Here is a 19,747-nt window from a genome sequence, read left to right on the forward strand (position 1 = left end):
AAAGGTGTCCTTTTTGTGTGCATAAAAAGAGTGGTATTCACCTGTTTAGGTAAGTACCACTCTTTTTTTATTTACTGGGGTTTTGTCCCAGCCTCCTTCACTATCACGATAAATTTTCACGAATATAATCGAGAGCTTCCTGTACATGGCCTTCCACTTTTACTTTTCGATATTCTTTTTGAAGAATTCCATTCTTATCGATGATAAAGGTAGAGCGTTCAATGCCATAGTACTCCTTACCAAAGTTCTGTTTTAGCTTCCAAACACCGTATGCCTCTGCTACCTCATGTGATTCATCTGCTAATAGCAAAAACGGTAAATCATGTTTGTCCATAAATTTTTGATGGGAATCAATTGGGTCAGGACTAACACCGATAATTACAGCATTAAGTTCACCAAAGCTTACATGGTGATCTCGAAAATCACAAGCTTCCGTTGTGCACCCTGGCGTCATATCTTTTGGATAAAAATATAAAACAACATGTTTTCCTTTGAAGTCTGCCAAGCCAACTTCCTTACCATCTGAACTAGGTAAAGTAAAGGTAGGTGCAGTTTTTCCTATCTCTAGATGCATTTTATTACCTCCAACTATCTATTGTATCTTCACTATAACACTTCAAAAGCTGGAAAAGCTAATCTCTTGTCCGTTCCCCCTTATGCTGTACGATATGGAAAACAAAAGCTGTCGGAAGAATATAGCCGATTAACGCTTCAATCAATGCTAATAAGCGTCCAATCCCAATTGGAGTAATATCGCCATACCCGATAGTTAACATAGTAACCCCACTAAAATAAAAGGAATGGACCATGGAACCTAATGGGCTCACTTGCCGTAGCTCCCCTCCCTCAACTAGTAAAACACCTTCAAATGAAAGTATAAAATAGATTAAACCAAAGCCAAGAATAACAATAGTATAGGTAATGATTAATGCATAGAAAATTTCAGCTGAAAATCGCTTATCCCTCATACTAATTCCAAGTAGATTTTTTTCACCTGAGATGAACTGAGACAAACTTTTTATCATTACAAAACAAACTCCTACTATGAGGAGCCATGGCAGTATATTCATATAATCTCCCTTTACAATCTGCTATTATATGTATATGCCGTAAACTAGAAGGGCTTGTCATTTAATTTTCATCTTATTTGCGTTAAAATAGGTAAGTATGAATCATGGTCAATTGACCATTTATATAGGAGGTTTACATAGTGGATTTTACGAAGTCAGAGCTTCTACATGAAGAAGCGCAAAAACATATAGTCGGTGGTGTTAATTCACCTTCACGTGCGTATAAGGCTGTTGGTGGAGGAGCACCGGTTTACATGGATCGAGCAAAAGGAGCATATTTTTGGGATGTGGACGGTAATAAATATATCGATTATCTTGCAGCATATGGTCCAATTATTACGGGACATGCTCACCCGCATATTACAGAAGCTATTAAGAATGCAGCAGAAAATGGTGTCCTGTATGGAACACCAACACCTCTGGAAAATAAATTTGCTAAAATGCTAAAAAAAGCGATTCCTTCATTGGAAAAGGTACGTTTTACAAACTCTGGAACAGAAGCAGTAATGACAACTATCCGTGTAGCAAGAGCCTACACTGGGCGTACAAAAGTCATCAAATTTGCTGGTAGCTATCATGGTCACTTTGATGCTGTTCTTGTCCAAGCCGGATCAGGACCGTCCACATTAGGAACTCCTGACTCTGCTGGTATTCCATTATCTGTAGCACAAGATATGATTACTGTACCATTTAATGACATCGATGCTTATAAAGAAGCTTTAGATAAATGGGGAGACGATCTTGCTTGTGTACTAGTAGAGCCGATTGTTGGTAACTTCGGTATTGTTGAGCCTAAGGAAGGCTTCCTTCAAGCAGTAAACGACTTAACCCATGAGGTTGGAGCACTAGTTATTTATGATGAAGTTATTACTGCTTTCCGCTTTACTTATGGAAGCTCTCAGCAAATCTATGGTATTGAACCGGACATGACCGCTATGGGTAAAATCATAGGTGGCGGGTTACCAATTGGTGCTTATGGTGGTCGTAAGGATATAATGGAACAGGTTGCTCCACTTGGCCCAGCATATCAAGCAGGAACAATGGCTGGTAATCCTGCATCCATGTCAGCAGGTATCGCTTGTCTAGAGGTTTTACAACAAGAGGGCGTTTACGAAAGACTAGATGAACTTGGAGAACGACTTGAAAATGGAATACTTGCAAAAGCAGACAAGTATAATATCGCCATTTCTATTAACCGATTAAAAGGCGCTTTAACTGTTTACTTTGGTAGCACGAATGAAGTAACTAACTATGCCGAAGCTGAGGCAAGCGATAGTGAAGCCTTTGCGAAGTTCTTTAAGCTAATGCTTAAGCAAGGCATAAATTTAGCGCCATCCAAATACGAAGCCTGGTTCCTGACTACTGAACATACTGAAGCAGATATAGATGAAACAATTGATGCTGTTGGAAATGCTTTTAAAGAAATGAGTACAAATTAATTTTTATATTCATTAAGGCAAACTAAAAATCGCCTACAAATTCTAGTTATTTGTAGGCGATTTTTATATTACTTTTGCTCAGATTGTTCTATCTCACGTTTGTGTGCCAAGTAAATTCTCTTGGAGATTAAGGTTTGAATAATAACGATAATACCTCCAACTGTCCAATATAACGGTAAAGCAGAGAAGGTGTTTAATGATATTACACCAATCATAATTGGTGACATTAATCCGATTATAGCCATTTGTTTTTTCATTTTTGGATCAAGACCAATTTGTGATACCTTATATTGAATAAAATAGACAATCACCGCTATTGCTATCATCAACATATCTCTTTCTCCTAGATTGAACCAAAGAAAGGTATGTGTCGCTATTTCTGGTGTTTGCCGGATTGCATAATAAAATCCAATTAGAAACGGAAACTGTATAAGTACCGGTAAACAACCACCAAATGATGCTAAAGGATTAAAATTATGCTTTTGATATAGTTGCATCATTTCTGCTTGCATCTTACGCTGAGACTCAGGATCTTTTTTATCCTTATATTTCTTCTGGATTTCGTCCATTTCTGGCTTAAGTTCTTTCATCTTATCTTGCATAATCAGATTATTCTTCGTTTGTTTAATCATAAATGGCATGACGACTAATCGAATAGCAATTGTGATTATGATGATGGATAAGCCATAATTATCATTAAAAAACTCTGCAATAAATTTAATAAGTGCGGAGAAATTATCAACGAATACTTCATGAAACCAGCCTGATGAATTAGCTGAATTACTACCTGAGCATCCTGCCAAAAAGACGGTTAATAAGATAAATACTCCGATGATATTTGTTTTCTTAAGGAAAGTGAATACAGACTTTTTTTGCATAGTAATCCTCCTTGTAATGTGAGTCGTAGTAGGTTTGTTGAGGATTTCGTTGCATCTTCTTCTTCATCTGGAAGTTCAATTCTTTTCGTGACTATAGCACGCCAGTTCCGCCTTGTTATAATTTCATTAGTAGCATTTTGATTTATCTTTAATTGTACTTTACTTCGTTTTATGCCATGTATGTCTATAGATGTATCACGATATAACTGATTTGCAACGACAGAAATGAATTGAAACGCACATAGAACAGATAACAGCACACTCAAATAAAAATACATCGGTGAAAAATCACTAAAAAGCTCTATTAAAAAGTCCAAAATCATCTGTATTCACCTCCAATCTCTATCCTTTTCTACGTAACTAATCTTAATTCTGTTTCATCTTCTTTACAAAAGGAAATTTTTTCCTTTATATCAATCGTTTAAATGCTGAACTTGGTATAAATCATAGTAACTTCCCTTTTTCTCCATCAATTCCGAGTGTGATCCTATTTCAGTTATTTTTCCATTTTCAATTACTACAATTCTGTCGGCATGAGTTATAGTTGCTAAACGATGTGCAACTATAAATGTTGTTCGATCAGATGCTAATTTTTCAACAGCTTCTTGAATCATATGTTCACTCTCTAAATCTAAAGCAGATGTAGCTTCATCAAATATTAATATAGGCGGATTCTTTAAGAATACACGGGCAATAGCAATGCGCTGTTTTTGACCACCAGAAAGTTTGACACCTCTCTCACCTACTAGAGTAGCATAGCCCTCGGGCAATTCTTGAATAAAATCATGTGCATTTGCAGCCTTAGCTGCTTGAATAACCTCTTCATCTGTTGCATTTGGATTTCCCATCCGTATATTCTCTGCTACTGAATCACTAAATAATATATTATCCTGTAAAACCATTCCAATGTTATCGCGAAGTGAACGTGCTACAAAATCACGAAGATCGATTCCATCTATTTTAATCGCACCATCAGTCACATCATAGAGACGTGGGATCAAACTAATTAAAGTTGATTTCCCACCTCCACTCATACCAACAAAAGCAATTGTTTCTCCCTGTTTAACCCGAAGATTAATCCCTTTAAGAACTTCGGAATCTTCCTCGGCATATTTAAACGATACATTTTCAAAATCAATAGCACCATTTAATCGTCCAGCTTTTATAGCATTTGGCTTATCCACTATTTCATACGGCTCATTCATTAATTCAAAGACACGATCAATTGAAGCAATAGATTGTATGAGAATAGTTGAAGAGTTAATTAATCTTCGCAAAGGACTGTAAACTCTTTCTAGATAACCAACAAAGGCTACCATGGTACCAAGAGTTAAATTATCTGTAATAACCTGGTAACCTGCAAAAGTTATAACTAATAAAGGTGCCAAATCGGTAATTGTATTCGTGACTGCAAACGTTTTTGCATTCCAAGTCGTATGTTCTAGTGCCTTGTTTAAAAAGCTCTTGTTTCGAACATTAAATTGCTCTTGCTCATAATCCTCTAATGCAAAGCTCCTAGTGACAGGTACGCCTTGAACTCGCTCATGCAAATGCCCTTGTACTTCAGCCAGTGCCTGAGAGCGCTGGCGTGTTAACTCTCTTAAGCGACTAAAGAAAAACTTTATGGAGAAACCGAACAACGGGAATAAAATGATTGCTACAATGGTTAACCAGATATCCATAGTTAGCATGATGCCAATCGCAATTAATATTGTTATTAAATCTAGCCATACATTCATTAATCCTGTCATCACAAAATTCTTTGTTTGTTCGACATCATTTATTACCCGGGAAATAATTTCGCCAGTTTTTGTCGATGCATAATAACGAAGACTCAGATTCTGCAAGTGTCCAAAAAGCTTATCTCGTATATCGTAAAGTATCTTATTCCCTACCCATTGGGCAAGATATTGCCGAATATACTCAATCGGTGGACGTAACACTAGAAAAATAAAGAAGGAACCACCCATTATCCAAAATAAGTGACTTAGTTTTTCATTTGTATTCCAACCATTATGTCCGATTATGTCATCAATCACATATTTTAGAATTAAAGGTATCAATAATGGTATTCCAAATTTTAGGATTCCGATTAATATCGTCCAAAGTATTTTCCATTTATATGGTTTTACAAATTCCATATACTGCTTAATACTGCTCATTTTCATCAACTTTCTCTTCATATTTAGTAAACAAGCTAAAAAAGTAGAAAAGCCTTGCTACATTTGGTGTAACAAGGTTACTGGTGATGCAATTTACCAACGATACGTCAAAAATCGTTCATACCATTGATCAATAAAGCCGGGTGAGAATGGCCCCTTTCTTTGGTGAACCCAGCGTTGTAAATCATTAATATTATTATAAAGAATACGATCTAGCACTCCAGGATAATTCATTTGATTACGATGCATTTGATACTCATCTTCATCTAATAAATCAAAGGTCATATCTGGATATACTTTTAAATCTAGGTCATAGTCAATATATTTAATAGCATCATCTTCATAGACAAATGGTGAACTTATATTACAGTAATAATGAATTCCATCGTCACGTAGCATTCCAATTATATTAAACCAATGCTTTGAATGAAAATAACAAATAGCCGGCTCTCTTGTAACCCATGTGCGACCATCACTCTCCAGCACTAAAGTCCTATCATTTGCCCCGATAATAACCTGTTCGGTCCCCTTTAACACAATACTACTTTCCCATACACGGTGTAGGTGACCATTATGCTTATAGCTTTGTATTTGTATTTTTGATCCAGCCCTCGGAGCAGTCATGATAATCCCTTCCCATCTTACTGATTAGAAAAACTTGCATTCGCTCATCTCTTAACGAATAGGTTAGTTTTTCTTATGCCGGCGGAAAGTTGCTATACTTTCCTAACTGCCAAACAAGGATGTCCTTACCTTTTTTTGTTACTATTATATAGGTAAAGAAATAAAAGATAAAGCCAAAGGGCTTTTACAGGAAAGGTAGTTTTCTTTTCCAAAAAATATCCTGTAGTACGTGTTTCAAGCAAAAAGAGCTTCCGGGAGAGTGGAAGCTCTTTTTGTAGATTCGAGGGTAGTTAGATTATTTTTTGTTAGCTTGAGATTGTTGATTTTGCTTTTTAACTTCTTGTACATCTGTTTCAGAAGCAAACTCTGTACCGTATTTTCCTTGTTGTGCTGCTGCGTTCTGCTGTTGTACTTTTTGAACATTAGTTCCTGAAGCAGATTGGTTAGGATTTTTAGCCATCTATATCACCTCCGCAGTTTTAATTTCTCCAGTTCTCTATTTGTTATCCAAGATAATTTACTTCCATATTTTTTCTTTTTATGAAAACTGTACTTGCGGAGAGGATTATTTTAAAGATACTGCATCATTTTTTGATGTGATACCGGAAATGGATAAGAACTTAACTCTTCTACTGGTACAAAGCACAAACTATGATTAGTCCCATCCTCTACAATTAATTGTGCAGGATGAACCTCAAGTTCCCACGTTATATGGGAAAAGACATGTTTTAATTGTCCCTGCTTTTTCCCCATTTTAATTCGCAATCCGTATTGGTTATAAAACCATTCCTCAACAGGACTACCGTTTAATTCTTTTACAGGAATCATTGGAAATTGCCAAAGATTAGCTAAAAGTCCATCCTTTGAACGTTTTTCAATTGCCACTTCTCCATTTTCATTTCGTATTTGCAAAACATGATAAGAGATTGTTTTGTTCTTCTTTGCTTTTGCTTTTACAGGTAGTTGATCTTCGATTCCAAGTGCAAAAGCTTGGCAATGTTCTTGAACAGGACAAAATAGACAGGAGGGCGATTTTGGCGTGCATACTGTTGCACCTAAGTCCATAATTGCTTGGTTAAATGATGATGGATCTTCATGGGAAATAACTTCATGTATGATTTGTTCAAAAAGTTTTTTTGTCTTCTGCTGAGCGATATCATCATCTATATTTAAAAGTCGAGAAAAGACACGCATTACATTCCCATCAACTGCTGGCACTGGTTTATTAAATGCTATGGATAAAATTGCACCTTTTGTGTAAGATCCTATCCCCTTTAATTGTTCTAGGTCCTTAGGATTATCAGGAACTTGTCCATTATATTGCTCCACCACCTCACGTACAGCATGCTGTAAATTTCTAGCTCTAGAATAATAACCAAGTCCTTCCCATGCTTTTAATACTTCCTGTTCCTCAGCAGCAGCTAAGTCATACACTGTCGGAAATTTTTCCAAAAAGTTATGGAAATATGGAATAACTGTATCTACTTTCGTTTGTTGAAGCATAATCTCAGAAACCCAGACTTTGTATGGATCCTGGTCTTTCCTCCATGGCAAATCTCGTTTATTAGCTTCATACCAGGACAGTAAATCCTGTTGAAAGCCCAAAATATTAAAATTATGTAACGTTCTATCTTGAACTGTCATATTAACACTTCCTTTATGGTACACTAAAGAAACACTACCAATACTTTGTTCATACATTTTTTTAAGTGAATCTTTTCAGATTTAATGTTGTAGAGAAAATTAAAACCTCATATTGCTATAAAAACGATTCATATAAAACAGACTATATCACATTTTAATTGTACAAGGAGGAATCTGCTTCATGGATACTGGAACCCACATTGTTATGGGGGTTGCATTGGCAGGCCTATCCACACTTGATCCTGTCGTCAGCAATGATCCTGTACTATTTCACGCTATATTTGCCGGCACAATTCTTGGTTCACATGCACCAGATTTTGATACGGTGTTAAAATTACGTAATAACGCTACCTATATAAGACACCATCGAGGTGTAACGCATTCTGTTCCTGCTGTTATCTTCTGGGGGGTTCTTATTGCAAGTATAATTCATCTATTTGTACCACAAATCAATTTCTTTCATTTATGGCTGTGGACTGCTTTAGCAGTTGTTATCCATGTCTTTGTTGATATTTTTAATGCGTATGGAACGCAGGCATATCGCCCATTTACAAATCGATGGATTGCCCATGGCTTTATAAACACCTTTGATCCATATATTTTCACCTTGCATTTAGCAGGTATAGTTGCTTGGATTATAGGTGCAAATCCCGGGTACACTTGGCTCATCGTATACGCAGTGATTGTATTATATTACCTCAAACGGTATATGGATAAAAAAGAAATTGTAAGAACGATACGAACATATTTTCCAAATACAATAGAAGTTGCAACTTCGCCGACGGTTAAGCAAAACTATTGGCGAATAGCCATTACAACATCAACTCATTTTTATGTTGGAACAGTGGAGAATGGTCACATTGAAATTATTGACGAGTTCGAAAAGATTCCATTACCAGATTGGCCGATTATCAATATAGCGAAACAAGACAAAAACATTTCAGCATTTTTATCCTTTTCCCCGGTGTATCGTTGGGAAGTAAGTGAATTTAATGATTACACAGAGGTACGCTTTATTGATTTACGTTACCGGTCCAAGTCATACTATCCTTTTGTGGCGGTTGTAAAAATAAACCAGGATTTAGAAATAATTAGTTCCTATACTGGCTGGATTTTCTCTGAACACAAGCTACAGAACAAACTATATGTTGGAGATAGTCCTATTTAAGCTTTATTAGAAAAGAGGTGCTAATCTTATCGATTAGTACCTCTAATCTTATTAGCCTAATAGCTTTTTCCCTAATAATGAAATGGGAATTGCTTCTTCTTTTTCATATACTTCATCCAATAGATTAACTCGGTGCCCCCATGCAAAAACACCTTCCATATAATTTATTTTGAAGCTATGTCCTAAGTCATTACGCATTTCGTATATGCTCCCTGGTAAAAAGTCTTCTGGGTTTAATGTATATGCTAATGCTACTTGCATTTTACGTTCGTACACAGCTAATTCACTAATATTTCCTAATTGTTCTGCCTTTTGTGCTTTCTCCTTAAGCTTCCCGATTTCCGCATATAGCTGTTCAACAGACAAATCACTGTAACGATAGTTCATATTGTTCTTCCCCTTTCAACTCTCTTTACATTTTATCAATTCTTTAGGACAATTGAAATGGTAATCACTTCAAAATACTTTCTAAAAAGGTGGTAATTCATCATGCCTTCAGTTGCAATAACTGGTGCAGGAACTGGGCTTGGGAAGGCCTTAGCATTTCAATATGCTAAAAATGGCTATAAGGTATATTTATTGGGTAGAAGAAATGCTCCATTACAGATTGTCCAACATGGAATACTTCAAAATGGTGGTGAGGCTGAGGTTGTACTCTGTGACGTAAGAGAAATTGCTTCCGTTCAAATTGCATTCCAACGAATTGAGAAGCTCGATGTTTTTATTAATAATGCTGGAATAGGTATTTTTGGTCCTGTAATGGATTACTCTGTTGATGATATAGATGCTATATTAGATACGAATGTAAAAGGAACCGTACTGACTGTACAAGCTGCCCTTCCTCTTATACGAGAAAGTAAAGGAAGAATCTTAACGATTATTTCCACTGCGGGATTGCGTGGGAAGGTAGATGAATCCTTATACTGTGCAAGTAAGTTCGCGGTTCGTGGCTTTACAGAAGCTCTTCAAGAAGAATGGAACGATGAGGACTTCACGATAACTGCGGTATATATGGGCGGAATGAATACTCCATTTTGGAATAAATCTAAACATGTTAAGGATCCCTCTAACCTTAAAGCTCCAGAGATAGTTGCTGAGCAAATTTTTGCAGAGGATGATGGGCGGAAGGAAATTATAATTGACCGATAGACGGGTCCTTTAAAAGCATCAAAATATAATCAATACTCAAAACAAGGACTTGCCTAAAGTGACAAGTCCTTTACTATACTCTATCTTCTATTTCATCAATAAATTGATTTATTAATTCCATATGAAATCCTTTCCGATACAAGCCTTCTTTCACTTTCATCTTTAATTCATAACCAAATTTCTTACCTTCATATTTACGTAAAAGCTTATCGCCTTGATAAACTAATGCTTCCCATTCATCCGTATCGTTTGCCTGATTTCTTAGTTGCATGATGACATCGCTTATTACAGGCTGTTCAAAGCCCTTTTGGATCAAGGTCATTTGCAGCTGTTGGAGCTGCTTTTTATAGGATTCCTTTTTACTTGTACCTATTTTTTTATTTACCCATTTCATTGCTTTTTCAAATTGTGTATCATAGGTGTAAAGAGCTATAGCCTCATCAGCTATAACAGCAGAAACGCCTTTATCCATTAGTTCTCGTTTAACCAAAAGTGGCCCTTTGGATGAAGTATTGATCCGTGTTAGCGTAAAAGCCTCAGCAAATTGCTGATCATTCAAAAGTCCTTCCTTCGTTAAGCGTTCCATAATTACTGCTATATGCTCTTCTTCTACTTCTTTTTGCTTTAGATAGTCGTACATTTCTTTACGAGAACGCATCCGGTAGCTTAAATAGTTTATGGCCAGAAGATACGATTTCTGAATAGTATCCTGCTTAATAAGTTGTTCTATTGTAGCTTCATCTAATTCAAGACCTTTACGAAGTCCAAACTCCACCAGGATAGCTTCATCAACACTGAATCCATAGGCATCGCTATCACCTTCAACTAGATAAACATTATATCGCTGTTTACTTTTTTTCTGTGTTGTAATACGGCTAATTTTCGCTGGCAACTTCTTCACCTCTTTTACTCATCATAACATGATAAAAAGAAAAAAGTTCGAAAAAGTGAGGGATCCTTATGAATTATCTATTAACTGGTGGAACTGGATTTGTCGGAAAACATCTCGTACAAAAACTAGTACAAAATGGCCACCAAGTATATATCTTAACCCGTACACCTGAAAAATTCCCCAATAAGCAAAATATCACTTACATCGGTTTTGAAAATTCTCTTCTTCTCCCGCCCATTCACGGTATCATTAATCTTGCTGGGGAAAGCCTGTATGGATACTGGACGAAAGAGAAGAAACAAAGAATAAAATCGAGTCGTATCAAAATAACACAAAAACTAATTGACATAATGAATAATATGAAAGAAAAGCCAAACGTTTTTATTAGTGGTTCGGCTGTAGGCTTTTATGGTGTATCGGAAGAAAAGATTTTCACGGAAGCAACCAAAAAGCCAGGAAAGGATTTTTTAGCAGATGTCGTTGTCAATTGGGAAGAGACTGCCTTCCAGGCGAAACAGCTAGGAATCAGAACTGTTTACGCAAGGTTTGGAGTAATCCTTGGAAAGGATGGAGGTACCTTTCCATTAATGACTTTACCAACTAAATTATTTTTTGGAGGTAGAATTGGTAGTGGAGAGCAATGGACGTCATGGGTTCATATAGAAGATGTCGTTCAGATGCTGTTATTTGCTCTACATAATGATCAGTTATCTGGGGCTTACAATATAACTGCACCTTATCCAGTTCGTAATAAAGAGTTTAATCAGGTCCTAGCCAAAAGCCTTCATCGTCCATACTGGTTCCCAACACCAAATATATTCGTACGAATTGCCACTGGTGAAATGAGTCAACTTGTTTTGAATGGGCAGTATGTCTTACCAAAAAAAGCATTGGATTATGGCTATTCCTTTGCTTATCCTTCACTCGAGTTGGCATTAAAAGACCTATGTTAATATCTGTTAAAAAAATTCACAAATTTTGTCGAGATTTTTGTTAAAAAAGTTGTTCCCTTTTGGATTAAATCATAGTATTATATGTATTGTTATAAATGAAAGTCAAAATATAATAGGGAAGGCAAATGGTGCGCCACCAGTTAATCTGGTTCTAGTGGGTTCGATTCCCACCCCGAATTTTTGTTGATCTTAATAAAAATTCGCGGGTGGGGTCCTAAACTAGATTCCTTTTCTTAGAACACCCTCCTGCTTAAATAAGGAGGGTTTTTCTATGCTAAAAAGACGTGAGTTGTGTGAGGTCCCGGTATTATTTGAGTTGATGTCACACCCTGAAGTCTTTCCTTTCGTTAGACATAAAGCAGCAACTAGTGATGAATTCTACTTTATCACCAAGAAAACTATAGAAGCAGAAGAATCTGGGAGATTAATATCAAGAACAATAGTTGACGAATACCAACAACCAATAGGGACAATTAATTTATTTGATATAGAAAATAATTATGGCTTTTTAGCAACATGGATTGGCCAGCCTTATTTTGGAAAAGGATATAATCGACTGGCAAAGGAACAGTTTTTCGACGAGTTATTTTTAGAATATGGTATCGAGACCATCTTCATGAAAGTAAGAAAAACCAACATCCGCTCCACTAAAGCCGTCCTTAAACTTCCTTACGTTGCCTTAGCCAACACTATTTATCCAGATATTTATACAAAAGTAAATGATAGAGAAGAAATTTATGATATTTTTGCAATTTCACAAGAGCATTATCTTTCCTATAGACAATTTGCAATTATCGACGCAAATGCAGATGGTGAGGTTGTTTAAATTTGTATAAAAATTCCTAAGTTGGTTATCCTAAGCATTAAAAAGCGAGGGATGACCATGCCTAAGGAAAAGCGTGAAATAAGGGATAAATATTTAAACAAAACCCAAGAAGTACTATATCAAAAAGAGTTTAAACGTGCTGACCGTGCAAGACATCAAGGAGATCGAGGCTAACCGCTTCGGTCTTTTTTTATTGTCTATAAAAAAACTAGATAATTTTAATTGAGCAACTTACCACCTCCTACTTCATGTTATTCACATAGTATTGTTGATATCTATTCACATACGCTTGTTGATAATGTGGATAATCAATATATATTCCTTTCCTTTAGTAAACAACTTGTGGACAAAGCTGTTGATAAAGTACGTTTCACTTCAAAATACTTTTCATTGACAGATTTGTTCCATCTGTTATACTATAAATATAACAGATGGAACAAAAGGAGTGTGCTGCAATGTGCTTATAAACCTTGACTTTGAAGCAAATGAGCCTATTTATCAGCAATTAACTAACCAAATAATTGATGGAATTGCACGAAAGGAGTTAAAGCCTGGTGAAGGCTTACCGTCTGTTCGATCCCTTGCAGCTGATATCGGTATCAATCTTCATACAGTGAATAAGGCTTACCAGCAATTAAAACAAGAAGGTTTTATCCTCATTCACCGTCAAAAAGGGGTCGTTATTAATCCAGATGGAGTGCCCAAGGCTGACGAGTCCTACCGTGCACAACTACAAAAAAAATTACGACCAATCATTGCTGAGTCAATTTGTCGTGATGTAGATGAACTCGAGTTTTTAGAGCTCTGCCAATCGATTTATAACTCATACAAGGGAGGGACTACCTCATGAACAATATCATTTTACTAACAGTATTGTTACCAATATTTATCTCGACTATCTTTATTCCGTACTGGACTAGGAGAACTGAAAGCTTTGGAATCACTATTCCTGAAGAGATTTATTATACGGATAGGTTAAAAAAAATGCGCAAGCAATTTGTGATTTTTTCCGCAGTTGCAAGCGTAATACTTACCTTATTATTTTTTATCGTCATTTCCATAAATGATATAAACGATGAAATATTTGCCATTTATTTCAGCTCTCTTATTGGGCTATATCTAATCGCTCATTTTTCCATTTATTATTATTTTCACCGCAAGATGAAAAAATTAAAGCAACAAGAGAAGTGGGGAAGTGATAAACCGCAGCAGGTATTTATAGACACTGAGTTTAGAAGACAACGACTAAATCATTCTAATCTTTGGTTTGTTATCCCTTTTCTTATTTCATTTGCTACCATTGCCGTATCATTCAAGTTTTACGATAATATTCCAAACCAGTTTCCTGTGCAATATAATTTTTCTGGTGAAGTAACGAATTGGGTTACAAAATCGCCACGAACAGTACTGGCTCTACCAATTATCCAGCTATATTTAATTCTATTATTTATGCTTTTGAATACAATGATTGCGAAAGCAAAGCAACAAATCCATGCTGAAAGACCAGTGGAATCCATGCAGCAAAATATAATTTTTAGAAGAAGATGGTCCATATTCTTGATAGGGACTGGAATCGGAACTTCCTTACTTCTAACATTAACCCAATTTTTTATTGTTTTCTCAATAAACCCAACGGTTATATCGTACATTTCAATAATCTTTACTTTTATACTAGTTGTCTGGGCTATAATTTTGTCGATCACAACAGGGCAAGGTGGTAGCCGAGTGAAAATCGCAAAAGGCAATAGTGGGGAAATCATCAATCGAGATGACGATAAGCATTGGAAATTAGGGGTTATCTATTTTAATCCAAATGACCCAGCAATATTCTTAGAGAAACGTTTTGGGGTCGGCTGGACAATTAATTTAGCAAGACCTCTTGCTTGGATTATATTTATCGTTCTAATTGGAACGTTAATTGCAATTCCTTATTTATTAGGAGTTTAAAATGAAAGGAGATACCATTAAATGGAGGCTATAAATTGGGCTTTACTTGCACCCTTACTAATTATTGAATTCCTTTTGCTAATTGTTGCAATCGTTGACCTGATAAAGGTTAAAGAGACGAATGGACCTAAATGGATGTGGGCTTTAATTATAATAGTGATAAGCATTATTGGTCCGGTCCTTTACTTTATTTTTGGAAGGAGACAGCGCTAATGGTTGCTTTACTAACGGTAGAAAAACTAACAAAAAAATATGGTACAAAAACGATCGTTGATCAGATAAGCTTTAAATTTGGTCACCACAAATGTGTAGCTTTAATCGGACCAAACGGGGCTGGTAAGACGACTACACTCCGTACCTTGGCTGGTCTTCTGAAACCTACCGAAGGAATTATTCAATTTGAATCACAAGCCAAAAATCAGGATATCCGTTCGTGGATTGGTTATTTACCACAGTATCCATCCTTCCATTCTTGGATGACTGGAAAAGAGTTTTTAACCTATAGTGGAAGACTAGCAAAGCTCCCTAAAATAGAAGCAGCTCAAAGAGCTATAGAGCTATTAAAGGTAGTTGGAATTTCTGAAGAGGCCAGTAATGAGCGTATTTCAAGGTATTCCGGTGGAATGAAACAGCGACTTGGCATAGCTCAAGCAATTATTCATAAACCAAAATTATTAATACTTGATGAGCCTGTTGCCTCTTTAGATCCAATTGGTAGAAGAGAAGTGCTTGTTCTAATGGAGCAGTTAAAACAAGTAATGACCATCCTTTTCTCCACACATATTTTAAATGATGCGGAAGAAGTTAGTGATGAACTCTTACTATTAAACAAGGGGAAAATAATTGAGTCTGGCTCACTTCAGGACTTACAAAAAAAGTATCAAACAACTGTAATAAAGTTAGAAATAGACGATAGTGTAGATATTTATCAGGAAAAAATTAATGCGCTTGAATCCGTAGCTAATACAAAGATAGAGCGGGGTGCTCTATTTATTTCTACTGTAGATTTGAAGATAGCACGCGAACAAATTTTAACTCTAGCAGCGAAGGAACACTGGCCAATAACAACGTTTTCAATTAATCGCGCTTCATTAGAGGATATGTTTATGAGGGTGGTGAATAACTAATGCAATGGTCTACATTATTTCAAAAGGAATTACTAGAGAATTGGAGAAACAAAAAATGGATTTGGGTTCCGCTTGTTATTATTTTAGTATCTATCATGGACCCAATAACGAATTATTTCCTGCCGCAAATAATTGAATCAGTAGGCGGTATGCCTGATGGAACAGTATTTGAACTACCTGATTTTTCACCCTCTGAGGTGATTATGATGAGTCTATCACAGCTTAGTAGCTTAGGCGTATTAGTTATTGTCTTACTTTCCATGGGAACAATTAGTGGAGAACGGAAAAGTGGTGTATCGGAACTAATTTTAGTGAAACCCGTTTCCTATAGTAATTATATTACATCAAAGTGGCTGTCTCTACTTTTACTTGTCTGGCTATCTCTTTTCCTAGGCTTATTAATGAGCTGGTACTATACAAATATTCTATATGGGACCTTATCCTTCGTCGATTTCACTAAAGTATTTTTCTTCTATGGAATATGGCTTACATTAGTTGTATCACTCAGTATTTTTTATAATTCAATTTTTAAATCCTCCGGTTTAGTAGCATTTTTTACGATATTGACCATTATGATCATGAGCATTATTACGAAAATTTTTCACCATGTTCTGGACTGGAGCCCGAATAATCTATCAATCTACATCCAGGAAATGCTAACTACAGAAAAAATTAACGGCGATCTTTGGGCGACTTCAGGTGTTGCGTTGGCTATTTCAGTGCTGTTGGTACTCGTCTCAATACAAATGTTTAAACGAAAAGAAATGGCAGGTTAATAATAAGCAGACTGGAAAGGCTATCCAGTCTGCTTATTTTAATTACGCTTCTCAATGGTAACTCTTCGAACAAATATAAAGGAGAATAAGTATAGTACTACACCTACTCCGAGGAGCTCAATAAAGAATACCATATCTAATTGTTTTGAAACACTGATGATAAATTCAAAAATCCACCCTTTTGCAATCCCAATGAGGAAAACGATAGCTAGAGTTCCAGCTACAATTCCACCACCAGCAAGACCATATTTATAAAATAATAAGCCCATAATAAACATAAATGCAAGGAGGAAAAACATTAAGCTAGTATCGATAAGAACACGGTTTAACCAGTTGTCTTCTACTAACATTGCTGGGTGTAGAAATTTAAAGTTATCGAGCACAGTACTTTTCGTAAGGAAAAGTACAATCTCCTGAATCGTATTAGCCACCAACGCTTTTACAAGAGCTACACCAAGAAAAAATATGCCTAAACTAATAAATAAATTTTTACGAGTTGCTCCTATTTTTATTGCAAATGGAATCGTTTCCTTTACAGTCAAAAATCCTAGGATGATGCAGTAGATGTAAATAGCGAATGGAAATCCAAATGTAAAAGCTCCATCTTCAATTCCGAGAAGATAGTATGAAAAAGCTAATGATACAATTAAAACAAGTAATAGAATTGACCAAAAAATGAGTAGGGAGTGACGAATATCAGTGATATAAAAATAGAGTAAACCCTTTATTTGTTTATTCATGACTATGCCCCCTTCCTTTCTGTTAAATAAATCATAAGATCTTGAATAGGTACACCTTCAACCGTAAGACCCGATACCTTTGCCTCTTCCATATTTCCAAAAACATATGCGGTCATCATACCTGCAAGTTGCTTCGTAGTTATTACCTCTTTATTTTGAATGAAGGCTTTCACCTGCTCGAGAGACCCTGATACTGCATAAGACCTTTTTCGTAATACATCAGCATCCTCTTGCAGGGCTAATTTTCCTTCTTGTAAAATGATAACCTCTTCAAACATTAAGCTAACCTCATCAATAAGATGTGTAGAAAATATAATCGTTCGTGGCTCCTCTTCAAACTCTTCTAATAAGATATTATAAAACTTCTTCCGTGCTGCGGCATCAAGACCAATGTATGGCTCATCAAAAACCGTAATTGGCGCCTTACTAGCGAGTCCGACAATAATTCCAAGTGCAGATTCCATCCCTTTGGATAATGTTTTCACCTTTGCCTTTGGATTAAGATTGTATTCCTTCACTAACGTATCTGCTAGTTTTTGATCCCAGGATGGATAGAAATAAGAATTAATTTTTAAGATGTTTTTTATGGTTAAATCTTTTTTAAAATTATTCCCCTCTTTGATTAAACAAACTGACTCTGTCAATGATTGATTGTCAAAAGGATTTTCTCCGTCTATTAAAATTTCACCATCACTAGCTAAAATCTGTCCTGCTAAGATCTCCATAAAGGTTGTTTTACCTGCACCATTCCGCCCTAGCAACCCATATATCTTCGGCTCATCAAGTTGAAAGGTTAGGCTATTTAATGCTAATTTTTCCCCATACTTCTTCGTTATATTTTTTACTTCAATCTTCATCCCCTTGTTCTCCCTCCATCATACTTATTAGCTCTGCTTGGCTAATGTGTAACTTTTTAGCTTCTTCCTTTAATGGCAAAATATAGCTTTCATAAAAGGTCTGCTTACGCTTATCTATAATAATTTCTTTTGCATCTTCTGTGACAAACATTCCGACACCCCTTCGTTTAAACAAAATATTCTCAGCCACTAGCTCATTTATCCCCTTTGCTGCGGTAGCCGGATTTATTTTATAAAAGGATGCAAATTCATTTGTAGAAGGTACTCGTTCCCCGGCTTTTATCGAGTCATTGATGATGGAATCTTCGATATGCTCTTTAATTTGGAGGTAAATTGGCTTGTTTTCATCCAATTGGTTTTTCATTTTTCTTCTCCTCGTTATATGGTTCATTACTTATGTAACTAACCATATAACAATAGAACCTTTTTGTCAACAATAATTTGCAAATTTTCTTAACAAATTTCAACAGGTGCCAGGAATCACAATACTGTGGCCCTGGCACCTGTCGTTTAGTTGGCATCCTGCAAGATTCCTTGCAGTGGTGATTTTTGAGGATAAATAAAGTAGTTTTTTCCTTCTGTATATATAACTAAATCACCAAATGCTGCAGTGGAATATATATGTGTGTTTAATTCGATTAGTTTTTCGATAACGCGATTGACGGGGTGACCAAAACGATTAAATTTACTGTAGGAGATAATGGCTACACTTGGATCCACTTCTTCTAGAAACTTACTGGAGCTACTTGTTTTAGATCCATGATGAGCAATCTTAATTATTTCTGCTCGTACATCATATTTTTGGGCGATTTTCTTTTCTTGTCTATCCTCAATATCTCCTAGAAACAAAAAATCCACGTCATTATAGCTAAGCTTAAGTGCAATCGAGGATTGATTATTACTCTTTCGTTTTCCATATCCATTTAAAATGCGAAAATCTAGTAGTGGATCAATGGAGATATGTTTGCCTACTTTGGCAATTGTCATTGGTATTTCCTGCCTTCGAACCTCATTCATGTAGCTAGCATAAGCCCTTGTTACATGTAGCTTCCCTGAATCTAAAATATGTTCCACCTCAAATGTATTCAAAACAGCTGGGAGCCCACCGATATGGTCTCGGTCTGGGTGAGTAGCTATAACAAGATGAAGCTTATCAACGCCAAGTCCTTTCAAATACTGAACTACTATTTTCCCTGCTCTTGGTGGTCCGGCGTCAATTAAGATATTCTTACCATTCGGAGTTTTAATAAATATGCTGTCACCCTGCCCTACATTGATAAAATGGACATCCATTTTTTTGGCAAGCTGTTTAGCATAGGTAGGTGACTTGTCTACCGCCGCAAAAACAAGGAAAAACAGCATTATGAGTGCAAATAATCTTTTGTATTGCAGCATGACGAATACATCCTTTTTATTTAATTCTTTATTATACTTTCACGCTTTCGAAAGAATTATTGTTTATTTTACTTTTCCCCTATTTAACAAGATAATAAGG

At 36.0% G+C, this 19,747-nt stretch carries 25 protein-coding genes; 11 read left to right on the forward strand and 14 right to left on the reverse strand.

Annotated features, from left to right (window positions below):
• Window positions 1-103 precede the first annotated feature (103 nt).
• Both bcp and HNR27_RS15575 read right to left on the reverse strand, forming a co-directional pair.
• A complete protein-coding gene (gene bcp / locus HNR27_RS15570) occupies window positions 104-574 on the reverse strand; it encodes a thioredoxin-dependent thiol peroxidase (protein WP_429340430.1) in 471 nt (156 codons plus the stop codon).
• A gap of 58 nt (window positions 575-632) precedes the next feature.
• Window positions 633-1,025 (reverse strand): potassium channel family protein, encoded by a 393-nt coding sequence (locus tag HNR27_RS15575; protein WP_429340431.1) that lies wholly within the window; start codon window positions 1,023-1,025, stop codon window positions 633-635.
• 185 nt (window positions 1,026-1,210) lie between these two features.
• Between HNR27_RS15575 and HNR27_RS15580 the strand changes: the two genes are divergently transcribed.
• A complete protein-coding gene (locus HNR27_RS15580; RefSeq protein ID WP_429340432.1) occupies window positions 1,211-2,509 on the forward strand; it encodes a glutamate-1-semialdehyde 2,1-aminomutase in 1,299 nt (432 codons plus the stop codon).
• Between the two features lie 68 nt (window positions 2,510-2,577).
• Here the strand turns inward: HNR27_RS15580 and yidC are convergent, their stop codons facing one another.
• The 6 genes from yidC to mutY all read right to left on the reverse strand — a co-directional run bounded on the left by yidC (window position 2,578) and on the right by mutY (window position 7,817).
• Entirely contained in the window at window positions 2,578-3,387 is an 810-nt protein-coding gene (yidC, locus tag HNR27_RS15585; protein WP_429340433.1) for a membrane protein insertase YidC, read from the reverse strand.
• Window positions 3,321-3,710: a hypothetical protein gene (locus HNR27_RS15590; protein ID WP_429340434.1), complete on the reverse strand. Its 390-nt coding sequence runs from the start codon at window positions 3,708-3,710 to the stop codon at window positions 3,321-3,323. Before HNR27_RS15590 ends, yidC begins: the two co-directional genes overlap by 67 nt.
• Window positions 3,711-3,800: 90 nt before the next feature.
• The gene (locus HNR27_RS15595; protein WP_212921577.1) at window positions 3,801-5,549 is read right to left on the reverse strand and encodes an ABC transporter ATP-binding protein; all 1,749 of its coding nucleotides are present in this window, start codon (window positions 5,547-5,549) and stop codon (window positions 3,801-3,803) included.
• A 93-nt stretch (window positions 5,550-5,642) separates the two neighbouring features.
• The gene (ntdP, locus tag HNR27_RS15600) at window positions 5,643-6,173 is read right to left on the reverse strand and encodes a nucleoside tri-diphosphate phosphatase (RefSeq protein WP_212921325.1); all 531 of its coding nucleotides are present in this window, start codon (window positions 6,171-6,173) and stop codon (window positions 5,643-5,645) included.
• A 295-nt stretch (window positions 6,174-6,468) separates the two neighbouring features.
• Window positions 6,469-6,633: a gamma-type small acid-soluble spore protein gene (locus HNR27_RS15605; protein WP_212921326.1), complete on the reverse strand. Its 165-nt coding sequence runs from the start codon at window positions 6,631-6,633 to the stop codon at window positions 6,469-6,471.
• Between the two features lie 110 nt (window positions 6,634-6,743).
• Window positions 6,744-7,817, reverse strand: coding sequence for an A/G-specific adenine glycosylase (mutY, locus tag HNR27_RS15610; protein ID WP_429340435.1), 1,074 nt, complete (start codon window positions 7,815-7,817; stop codon window positions 6,744-6,746).
• Between the two features lie 181 nt (window positions 7,818-7,998).
• Here mutY and HNR27_RS15615 point away from each other — a divergent pair, with 181 nt between their 5' ends.
• Window positions 7,999-8,985 (forward strand): metal-dependent hydrolase, encoded by a 987-nt coding sequence (locus HNR27_RS15615; RefSeq protein WP_212921328.1) that lies wholly within the window; start codon window positions 7,999-8,001, stop codon window positions 8,983-8,985.
• A 51-nt stretch (window positions 8,986-9,036) separates the two neighbouring features.
• On the opposite strand, the gene HNR27_RS15620 is transcribed toward HNR27_RS15615, so the two are convergent.
• The gene (locus tag HNR27_RS15620) at window positions 9,037-9,372 is read right to left on the reverse strand and encodes a YfhH family protein (RefSeq protein ID WP_212921329.1); all 336 of its coding nucleotides are present in this window, start codon (window positions 9,370-9,372) and stop codon (window positions 9,037-9,039) included.
• Between the two features lie 102 nt (window positions 9,373-9,474).
• Here HNR27_RS15620 and HNR27_RS15625 point away from each other — a divergent pair, with 102 nt between their 5' ends.
• Complete coding sequence (locus HNR27_RS15625; RefSeq protein ID WP_212921330.1) at window positions 9,475-10,134, forward strand: SDR family NAD(P)-dependent oxidoreductase; 660 nt, start codon at window positions 9,475-9,477, stop codon at window positions 10,132-10,134.
• Window positions 10,135-10,207: 73 nt separating this feature from the next.
• Here the strand turns inward: HNR27_RS15625 and recX are convergent, their stop codons facing one another.
• Entirely contained in the window at window positions 10,208-11,026 is an 819-nt protein-coding gene (gene recX / locus HNR27_RS15630; RefSeq protein ID WP_212921331.1) for a recombination regulator RecX, read from the reverse strand.
• A 68-nt stretch (window positions 11,027-11,094) separates the two neighbouring features.
• Here recX and HNR27_RS15635 point away from each other — a divergent pair, with 68 nt between their 5' ends.
• The 8 genes from HNR27_RS15635 (at window position 11,095) to HNR27_RS15670 (ending at window position 16,655) form a co-directional block, all read left to right on the forward strand.
• The gene (locus HNR27_RS15635; RefSeq protein ID WP_212921332.1) at window positions 11,095-11,979 is read left to right on the forward strand and encodes a TIGR01777 family oxidoreductase; all 885 of its coding nucleotides are present in this window, start codon (window positions 11,095-11,097) and stop codon (window positions 11,977-11,979) included.
• A 271-nt stretch (window positions 11,980-12,250) separates the two neighbouring features.
• Window positions 12,251-12,805, forward strand: coding sequence for a GNAT family N-acetyltransferase (locus HNR27_RS15640; RefSeq protein WP_212921333.1), 555 nt, complete (start codon window positions 12,251-12,253; stop codon window positions 12,803-12,805).
• A gap of 57 nt (window positions 12,806-12,862) precedes the next feature.
• Complete coding sequence (locus tag HNR27_RS15645; RefSeq protein ID WP_212921334.1) at window positions 12,863-12,979, forward strand: YfhE family protein; 117 nt, start codon at window positions 12,863-12,865, stop codon at window positions 12,977-12,979.
• A gap of 283 nt (window positions 12,980-13,262) precedes the next feature.
• Window positions 13,263-13,655, forward strand: a complete 393-nt coding sequence (locus HNR27_RS15650; RefSeq protein ID WP_212921335.1) for a GntR family transcriptional regulator — start codon at window positions 13,263-13,265, stop codon at window positions 13,653-13,655.
• Window positions 13,652-14,752: a DUF1648 domain-containing protein gene (locus HNR27_RS15655; RefSeq protein WP_429340436.1), complete on the forward strand. Its 1,101-nt coding sequence runs from the start codon at window positions 13,652-13,654 to the stop codon at window positions 14,750-14,752. The genes HNR27_RS15650 and HNR27_RS15655 overlap by 4 nt, the downstream gene beginning before the upstream one ends.
• 21 nt (window positions 14,753-14,773) lie before the next feature.
• Window positions 14,774-14,965, forward strand: coding sequence for a PLDc N-terminal domain-containing protein (locus tag HNR27_RS15660; protein WP_429340437.1), 192 nt, complete (start codon window positions 14,774-14,776; stop codon window positions 14,963-14,965).
• Complete coding sequence (locus HNR27_RS15665; RefSeq protein ID WP_429340438.1) at window positions 14,965-15,879, forward strand: ABC transporter ATP-binding protein; 915 nt, start codon at window positions 14,965-14,967, stop codon at window positions 15,877-15,879. The genes HNR27_RS15660 and HNR27_RS15665 overlap by 1 nt, the downstream gene beginning before the upstream one ends.
• Window positions 15,879-16,655: an ABC transporter permease gene (locus HNR27_RS15670; RefSeq protein WP_429340439.1), complete on the forward strand. Its 777-nt coding sequence runs from the start codon at window positions 15,879-15,881 to the stop codon at window positions 16,653-16,655. The genes HNR27_RS15665 and HNR27_RS15670 overlap by 1 nt, the downstream gene beginning before the upstream one ends.
• A 38-nt stretch (window positions 16,656-16,693) precedes the next feature.
• Here the strand turns inward: HNR27_RS15670 and HNR27_RS15675 are convergent, their stop codons facing one another.
• From HNR27_RS15675 to HNR27_RS15690, 4 genes are all read right to left on the reverse strand, one after another.
• A complete protein-coding gene (locus HNR27_RS15675; protein ID WP_429340440.1) occupies window positions 16,694-17,395 on the reverse strand; it encodes a hypothetical protein in 702 nt (233 codons plus the stop codon).
• 2 nt (window positions 17,396-17,397) lie between these two features.
• Window positions 17,398-18,252, reverse strand: a complete 855-nt coding sequence (locus HNR27_RS15680; protein ID WP_429340441.1) for an ABC transporter ATP-binding protein — start codon at window positions 18,250-18,252, stop codon at window positions 17,398-17,400.
• On the reverse strand, window positions 18,242-18,616 hold the full coding sequence (locus HNR27_RS15685; RefSeq protein WP_212921342.1) for a GntR family transcriptional regulator: 375 nt from the start codon (window positions 18,614-18,616) through the stop codon (window positions 18,242-18,244). Before HNR27_RS15685 ends, HNR27_RS15680 begins: the two co-directional genes overlap by 11 nt.
• 146 nt (window positions 18,617-18,762) lie before the next feature.
• A complete protein-coding gene (locus tag HNR27_RS15690) occupies window positions 18,763-19,647 on the reverse strand; it encodes a ComEC/Rec2 family competence protein (RefSeq protein ID WP_212921343.1) in 885 nt (294 codons plus the stop codon).
• Window positions 19,648-19,747 lie beyond the last annotated feature (100 nt).

The sequence above is a fragment of the Ornithinibacillus bavariensis genome (assembly GCF_050433565.1).
GTDB classification, from domain to species: domain Bacteria; phylum Bacillota; class Bacilli; order Bacillales; family Amphibacillaceae; genus Ornithinibacillus; species Ornithinibacillus bavariensis.